Consider the following 6,705-nt stretch of genomic DNA (forward strand, 5'->3'; position numbering starts at 1 on the left):
GGGGTCCCTGCGGTCCTTCGGGGCCCTCCGGTCCCGGCGGGCCTCCCAGTGGGCCGGTGTCGCCCTTCGGTCCTTCGGGTCCTTCGGGGCCGGCGGGCCCGGGGTTGCCCTGCGGGCCCTGCGGTCCCTCGGGGCCTCCGGGACCCTGGTCGCCCTGCGGTCCCTGAGGTCCGCCGGGGCCCTGGGGTCCCTGCGGTCCTTCGGGGCCCTGGTCGCCCTTGTCGCCCTTGTCTCCCTTGGGTCCGGGCCTTCCGGGCTTGCCGTGGTGGCCGGGCTTGCCGTCGTGGCCGTCGTGGCCGTCGTGGCCGTGGTGTCCGTCGTCGCCCTTGTCTCCCTTGTCGCCCTTCGGGCCGGCCACCGAGGTGGCGACGGCGAACAGGGCGGGAGCCTCGGTGCCGGTCACCCACTCGCCGCCGACCAGCGTCGTGCCCTCCGGGGCGCTCGCGTCGACCTTCACGGCCACGCCGAGTTGGGTCTGGGTCTTCGCCGGGAAGCGGAAGCCGGCGCGGGTCCCCGCGTTGCAGGTCAGTTGGCGGGCGTCGGCCGACCGCGTGCACGAGGTGGCCGCGCGCTTGCCGTCCCAGTAGAAGCGGGCCTCCGGGAAGGTCGTCCGTTCCGGAGCGGTGATCCGGAAGGTGTTGCTGAGGGCCGGTTGCGACCCGCCGAGGGCCGCGATGACGACGCGGCCCGTCTTGCCGGGGGCGATCGACGGGAGGTACGGCTGGGAGAACCGGATGTTCGACGAGTCGGCCAGGGCCGGAACGGCCGGCACCAGAGCGGTCGCGGTGACGGCCGCGACGATCAGTGCCGATGACACGGAGCGGGAAGCAGACAGCAAGGGGTGTTCCTCCGCAAAGGGAAGGGCGCTGGGAAATGCACCCCCAGTTATTGCGGATCATGGGCGGAGGTCGTGAGTACCACGCGGGCACGGTCACTCGGCCGCCGGATGAATCCGCCCGGTTGCGGTCAGTGCGAGTACGAGTACGAGCGCCAGCAGCGCGGCCGCCGCGGGCAGCAAGTAGGCCACCGCCGGGCCGGCATGGTCGACCGCCAGGCCCGCGCAGGCCGAACCCGCCGCGATCCCCGCGAGGATGGCGGTGACCGCGAGGGTCATGCCCTCGTTGAGCCGGCCCTCGGGGGTGAGGGCGTGGACCCGGGACATCGCGGTGACCATCGTCGGGGCCGTGGCCATCCCGGCGAGGAGCAGGGCGGCGCAAAAGGCGGCCAGGGAGCCCGTGTTCACCGCCACCCACGGCAGGGTCATCAGCGCGGCCAGAACGACCACGCAGGCCCGCAGCGAGCGGGGGCGCAGGGTGCCGTAGAGCAGGCCGGCCGCGCAGGAGCCCGCCGCCTGGAGGGCCAGCACCAGGCCGGAGGCCGCGCCCAGCCCGCGTTGTTCGAGGTGGGCGACGGACGTGACCTCCATCGAGCCGAAGACCATGCCGAGGGCCAGGAAGAGGAGCAGCATCGGGGCCAGGGCGCGCAGCGGGGAGCCGCGCCGGGGCGCCGTCGTCACCGGAGGCTCCGTGGAACGCTGACACACGAAGACCAGCATGCCGGTGAGGAGCAGGGCCGCCCCGGTGAGGGTGCCCGCCTCGGGGAAGACTGCGGTGCAGAGCAGGGCCGCCAGGACCGGGCCGAGCATGAAGGAGAGCTCGTCGGCGGCCTGTTCGAAGGCCATCGCCGTGTGGTGTGCGGCGGGGGAGTCGCGCAGCAGGTGCGTCCAGCGGGCGCGGGACAGGCCGCCGATGTTGGGGGTGGTGGCGGTCGCGGCGTAGGAGGCGAAGAGGGTCCACGCGGGGGCCCCGGTACGGACGCACACGACCAGGGAGAGCGAGCCGAGGACCGCGATCAGGGTCGCCGGGAGGGCGATCCGGGCCTGCCCGTGGCGGTCGACGAGCCGGGCGGTCCAGGGCGCGACCAGCGCGGTGGCGGCCAGGCCCGTCGCGGTGACCGCGCCGGCGAGGGCGTACGAACCGCGCTGGCCGGCGATCATCATGACCGCGCTGATCCCGAACATGCCCATGGGGAGCCGGGCGATGAGGTTCCCGGCGGTGAAGGCGCGGGTGCCCGGGATGGCGAACAGCCGCCCGTACGGCCCGCGCGGCCGGGTCCGGACCGGGCCGCGCGGCGGGGTGGCGATGACGAGGGTGGTGCCGGTGACGGTCATGCGGGGGGACGCGGCAACGGCGGCGGTGGTGGTCGTGGCGGGCATGGGGAAAGCCTCGGGCAGGGCCCGCGGCGCGGTCCAACACCTGTTCGCAGACCATTCACGCCTTCGTGTTGTTAGTCTCCGGGGGTGATACCCCGTGATGTGGAACCCCGCCTGCTGCGCGGGTTCGTCGCCGTCGCCGAGGAACTGCACTTCACCCGCGCCGCCGCCCGCCTCTACGTCGCCCAGCAGGCGCTCAGCCGGGACGTGCGCCGGCTCGAACAGACCCTGGGCGCAGGGCTGTTCGTACGCACCACCCGCGCCGTCGAACTGACCCCCGACGGGGAGCGACTGCTGCCGCTCGCCCGGCGGGTACTGGCCGCGCACGAGGAGCTGGCCGCCGCCTTCACCGCCCCCCGCGCCCTCCTAGTCGACCTCAACACCGACGGGCCCTGCACCCCCAGGACCGTGCTGGAACGGGCCCGCGAACTCGCCCCGGACTGCGAGCTGATGGCCCGCTTCGAGAGCGGGCTCACCCACGCCGCCGCCGAGATCGCCGCCGGACGGCTCGACGTCTCCTTCGGCTACGCCGACGGGCTGGACCCGGCGCTGCGGGCGGGGCTCGCGTCGGTGCCCGTACGGTACGAGCCGCTCGCCGTGCTGCTGCCCGAGGGGCACGCCCTGGCCGCGCTGGAATCCGTACCGCTGGACGCGCTGGCCGGGGAGAGCGTGTACGCCGGCGCCGGGAACCCGCGGACCGTCGAGTGGACGGGGCTGGCGCGCGAACTGTTCGCCGGGCGGGGCATCGAGGTGGCGCCGCCCGCGCCCGTGGCGATGGGCAAGGAGGAGTTCCGCCGGGTGATGGCCAAGACCGGCAACCCGGTGCTGGTGACCGTCGACTTCCTCGACATGCCCGCCAGTGTGAAACGGCCCCTGATCGATCCGGTACCGCTGTCTCCGCTGTCCATGGTGTGGCGCAAGGGCTTCGGCCATCCCGGGCTCGACGCCCTGCGCGCCGCGGCCGCCGGCCTGGCGGCCGACCGGGGGTGGCTGGATCCTCCTCCCGGCAGCCGGCTGCCGAAGGGGCTCACACCCCGCCCCGGCGGCGGGTGAGAGCAAGGTTTCCCGGCGGTCATCCGGCGGGGACCGGGGCCGAAACGCGCCCTTCCTACGGTCGTCACCACGGACGCGACAGCTGTGGAGGCGTGTGATGACCGGTACGACCGCACCGCGCAAGGGGGGCCGCTGGATCGAGCGGTGGGATCCCGAGGACGAGACCTTCTGGAAGGAGAGCGGGGAGCGGATCGCCCGCCGCAACCTCGTCTACTCCGTGTTCTCCGAGCACATCGGGTTCTCCATCTGGTCGCTCTGGTCCGTGATGGTCCTCTTCATGAGCCCCAAGTACGGGATCGACCCGGCCGGCAAGTTCTTCCTGATCGCCACCGCCACCTTCGTCGGGGCGCTCGTACGGGTGCCGTACACCTTCGCCGTCGCCCGCTTCGGCGGCCGGAACTGGACCGTCTTCAGCGCGCTGCTGCTGCTCGCGCCGACGGTGGCCGCGCTGGTGGTCATGGAGCCGGGGACCTCGTACGGGACCTTCCTGCTCGTCGCGGCCCTCACCGGGGTGGGCGGCGGAAACTTCGCCTCCTCCATGACCAACATCAACGCCTTCTTCCCGCTGCGCAAGAAGGGCTGGGCGCTGGGGCTGAACGCCGGCGGCGGGAACATCGGCGTACCGGTGGTGCAGCTGGCCGGACTGCTGGTCATCGCCACCGCCGGGGCCACGCACCCGAGGCTCCTGCTCGCCGCCTACATCCCGCTGATCGTGATCGCGGCGGCGCTGGCGGCCCTGCGGATGGACAACCTGGCCCCCGTGCGCAACGACACGGGCGCGGTCCGCGAGGCGATCAAGGACGCCCACACCTGGATCATGTCCTTCCTCTACATCGGGACCTTCGGGTCGTTCATCGGATACAGCTTCGCCTTCGGGCTCGTGCTCCAGACCCAGTTCGGGCGCACCCCCCTCCAGGCCGCCTCGCTGACCTTCATCGGACCGCTGCTCGGCTCGCTGATCCGGCCGGTGGGCGGCGCGCTCGCGGACCGGTTCGGCGGGGCGCGGATCACCCTGGGGACCTTCGTGGCGATGGCGGCGGCGACCGGCGTGGTGGTGTTCGCCTCGCAGCGGCACTCGCTGGGGGTGTTCCTCGTCGGGTTCGTGGCGCTGTTCGTACTCAGCGGGCTCGGCAACGGATCGACGTACAAGATGATCCCCGGCATCTTCCAGGCCAAGGCGCTGGCGCGCGGCATGAGCGGCGAGGCCGCGGCCGCCTACGGACGACGGCTCTCCGGGGCCTCCATGGGGCTGATCGGCGCGGTCGGCGCACTGGGCGGGCTCGGCATCAACCTGGTCTTCCGGGAGGCGTTCCTCAGCTCCGGATCGGGCACGGCGGCCTTCGTCACCTTCCTCGGCTTCTACGCCGTGTGCTGCGCGGTGACATGGGCGGTATACCTTCGCCGGCCGGCGACCGCGGTGCTCCCCACGGCCGGGGTCGAGGCGAAACCGCAGCTCACGTCGGTGTAACCGGGGCGAAATACGGGTGAACCGAGCCTGACACGCCACCTTGGCAGGCTCGGTCCACCCGTACCGCCCCCCATGCGTCACAAGGCAGGTCACGATGGACGACACCAAGACCGGCCCGCTCGCGGGCTTCACCGTCGGCGTCACCGCGGCACGGCGGGCGGACGAACTCATCGCCCTGCTGCGCCGCCGCGGTGCCGCCGTCGTGCACGCGCCGGCGCTGCGGATCGTGCCGCTGGCCGACGACAGCGAACTGCTGGCCGCCACCAAGGAACTCATCGGCTGCGCGCCGGACGTCGTGGTCGCCACCACCGCCATCGGCTTCCGCGGCTGGATCGAGGCCGCCGACGGGTGGGGGATCGGCGAGGAGCTGCTGGAGCGGCTGCGGGCCACCGAACTGCTGGCGCGCGGGCCGAAGGTGAAGGGCGCGATCCGGGCCGCCGGGCTCGTGGAGACCTGGTCCCCCGACTCGGAATCCCTCGCCGAGGTACTGGAACGGCTGCTGGCGGCCGGCGTCGCCGGGCGGCGGATCGCCCTCCAGCTGCACGGGGAGCCGCTGCCCGGCTTCGTCGAGGCCCTGCGGGCCGGCGGGGCCGAGGTGGTGGTGGTCCCCGTGTACCGGTGGATGGCCCCCGAGGACCTGGCGCCGCTGGACCGGCTGCTGGACGCGGTGATCGGCGGCGGCGTCGACGCGCTCAGCTTCACCTCGGCCCCGGCCGCGGCCTCGCTGCTGTCCCGCGCCGAGGAGCGGGGCGTACGGGAATCCCTGCTGGAGGCGCTGCGGGCCGGGGTGGTGTCCGCGTGCGTGGGGCCGGTGACCGCGCTGCCGTTGCAGGCGCACGGGGTGGACACCGTGCAGCCGGAACGGTTCCGGCTGGGCCCGCTGGTGCAGCTGCTCTGCCAGGAGCTGCCGGGCCGGGCGAAGGTCCTGCCGGTGGCCGGGCACCGGGTGGAGATCCGGGGGCAAGCGGTACTCGTCGACGCGGAGCTGCGGCCCGTACCACCCGCCGGGATGGCGCTGCTGCGCGTGCTGGCGCGGCGGCCGGGGTGGGTGGTGTCGCGGGCGGACCTGCTGCGGGCGCTGCCGGGGGCGGGCCGCGACGAACACGCCGTGGAGACGGCGATGGCCCGGCTGCGGGTGGCGCTGGGGGTGCCGAAGCTGATCCAGACGGTGGTCAAGCGCGGCTACCGGCTGTCGCTGGACGCGGGCGGGGAGGTCAAGTACGGGGACATACCCCTCGGTTAGCCCGTTCGGGTTGTGGGTTAGCGTGCCGGAATGATCATTGACGGAGTGGAGATGAGGGGCCTCGAGCTCGGCGACGCCGCCGGGCTGGCCGAGGCGGTCGAACGCAACCGGGCGTACATGAAGCCGTACGAGCCGGTGCGGTCGGAGGCCTTCTACACCGAGCGGGGGCAGCTGGAGCGCATCGAAGGCATGCTCGCCGACCGGGACGGGGGGCGGCTGGTCCCGTGGGTGTTCGTCGAGACGGGCGGCGTCGGTGCGGTGATCGGTGTGATCAACCTGGGCTCCATTGCCCTCGGTCCGCTGTGCAGCGGCGGCGTGGGCTACTGGGTCGATGCGGCCTGGCACGGGAAGGGGTTGGCCACGGCCGCCCTGGAGGAGGTCTGTCGGGTCGCCCGCGAGGAGGTCGGGCTGCACCGGGTGGAGGCCCAGACCCTGCTCGACAACGTGGCCTCGCAGCGGGTCCTGCGGAAGGTCGGCTTCGAGGAGTGCGGCATGGCGCCGCGCTATCTGCACATCGACGGTGCATGGCGCGACCACCGCCTGTTCCAGCGGCTGCTGCACGACGACCCGCCGGTGGCCTAGCCGGCCTTCGCGCCCATGTGCGGCGCCGCTGTCGGGGCGCTGCCCCCGAGCCCCCGCGCCCTGCGGGGCTGGAAGTGCCACTGCGCGGCACCCTGGGCTCCGCCCAGACCCGCGCCTCAAACGCCGGCGGGGCTGAAACAACCAGCC

At 73.5% G+C, this 6,705-nt stretch carries 5 protein-coding genes and 1 pseudogene; 4 read left to right on the plus strand and 2 right to left on the minus strand.

Annotation, left to right across the window (positions count from 1 at the left end):
* A pseudogene (locus ACFV9H_RS35700) lies at window positions 1-838 on the minus strand (hypothetical protein); the annotation flags it as partial.
* Between the two features lie 93 nt (window positions 839-931).
* Window positions 932-2,215, minus strand: a complete 1,284-nt coding sequence (locus ACFV9H_RS35705) for an MFS transporter (RefSeq protein ID WP_385406808.1) — start codon at window positions 2,213-2,215, stop codon at window positions 932-934.
* Between the two features lie 84 nt (window positions 2,216-2,299).
* On the opposite strand from ACFV9H_RS35705, the gene ACFV9H_RS35710 reads away from it, so the two are divergent.
* The 4 genes from ACFV9H_RS35710 (at window position 2,300) to ACFV9H_RS35725 (ending at window position 6,558) form a co-directional block, all read left to right on the plus strand.
* Entirely contained in the window at window positions 2,300-3,265 is a 966-nt protein-coding gene (locus ACFV9H_RS35710) for a LysR family transcriptional regulator (protein ID WP_385406810.1), read from the plus strand.
* Between the two features lie 97 nt (window positions 3,266-3,362).
* Window positions 3,363-4,733: a nitrate/nitrite transporter gene (locus ACFV9H_RS35715; protein ID WP_385406811.1), complete on the plus strand. Its 1,371-nt coding sequence runs from the start codon at window positions 3,363-3,365 to the stop codon at window positions 4,731-4,733.
* A 94-nt stretch (window positions 4,734-4,827) separates the two neighbouring features.
* The gene (locus tag ACFV9H_RS35720) at window positions 4,828-5,976 is read left to right on the plus strand and encodes a uroporphyrinogen-III synthase (protein ID WP_385406814.1); all 1,149 of its coding nucleotides are present in this window, start codon (window positions 4,828-4,830) and stop codon (window positions 5,974-5,976) included.
* A 30-nt stretch (window positions 5,977-6,006) separates the two neighbouring features.
* A complete protein-coding gene (locus ACFV9H_RS35725) occupies window positions 6,007-6,558 on the plus strand; it encodes a GNAT family N-acetyltransferase (RefSeq protein ID WP_385406816.1) in 552 nt (183 codons plus the stop codon).
* Window positions 6,559-6,705: the final 147 nt, after the last annotated feature.

Source organism: Streptomyces sp. NPDC059874 (assembly GCF_042731135.1).
Lineage (GTDB): Bacteria > Actinomycetota > Actinomycetes > Streptomycetales > Streptomycetaceae > Streptomyces.

Excerpts from the sequence above, each read along its gene's own strand:
- ACFV9H_RS35725 (WP_385406816.1), top strand. The coding sequence starts at position 6,007 with ATGATCATTGACGGAGTGGAGATGAGGGGCCTCGAGCTCGGCGACGCC.
- ACFV9H_RS35720 (WP_385406814.1), top strand. The coding sequence starts at position 4,828 with ATGGACGACACCAAGACCGGCCCGCTCGCGGGCTTCACCGTCGGCGTC.
- ACFV9H_RS35705 (WP_385406808.1), bottom strand. The coding sequence starts at position 2,215 with ATGCCCGCCACGACCACCACCGCCGCCGTTGCCGCGTCCCCCCGCATG.
- ACFV9H_RS35715 (WP_385406811.1), top strand. The coding sequence starts at position 3,363 with ATGACCGGTACGACCGCACCGCGCAAGGGGGGCCGCTGGATCGAGCGG.